This window comes from Chryseobacterium sp. SIMBA_038 (genome assembly GCF_046535115.1).
Taxonomy (GTDB): domain Bacteria; phylum Bacteroidota; class Bacteroidia; order Flavobacteriales; family Weeksellaceae; genus Chryseobacterium.
In genome coordinates, this window is record NZ_JAWRXH010000044.1 from 1 (window position 1) to 378 (window position 378).

The window sequence follows — 378 nt, forward strand, 5'->3', positions numbered from 1 at the left end:
TTCCCATCCCTGATGTCTGGTTCCACTTTTTTCATTGGCTTCAATGATTATGGTAGCATCACTTATAAGGGCCATAGTACGGTTTCTAATTGGAAAATCCTTATTGGTAGTAGGATATCCTACAGGAAATTGTGAAATCAAAAGATGGTCTTTTGCAATGATACCCTGAAGATTTTTATTGGCAGCAGGAAAATATTTATCAAGTGGAGTTCCAATTACTGCAATGGTATGACCACCTAATTCTATAGCTGTTTTGTGCGCTGTTGCATCAACTCCTTCTGCCAGTCCACTTACTACCGTAATGTTGTTTTCAACTAAGAATTTTGAAATTTTCCTTGCTCTTCTCACGCCTAGGTCAGAGACCTTCCTGGAACCTAC

Annotated in this window: 1 protein-coding gene; it reads right to left on the reverse strand. The window is 39.2% G+C overall.

All coding sequences use genetic code 11. The features are described 5' to 3' along the window. Positions 1 to 378, reverse strand: a 378-nt coding sequence (locus SB689_RS22650; protein WP_410694325.1) for a DNA-processing protein DprA, incomplete at both ends; no start/stop codon positions are given.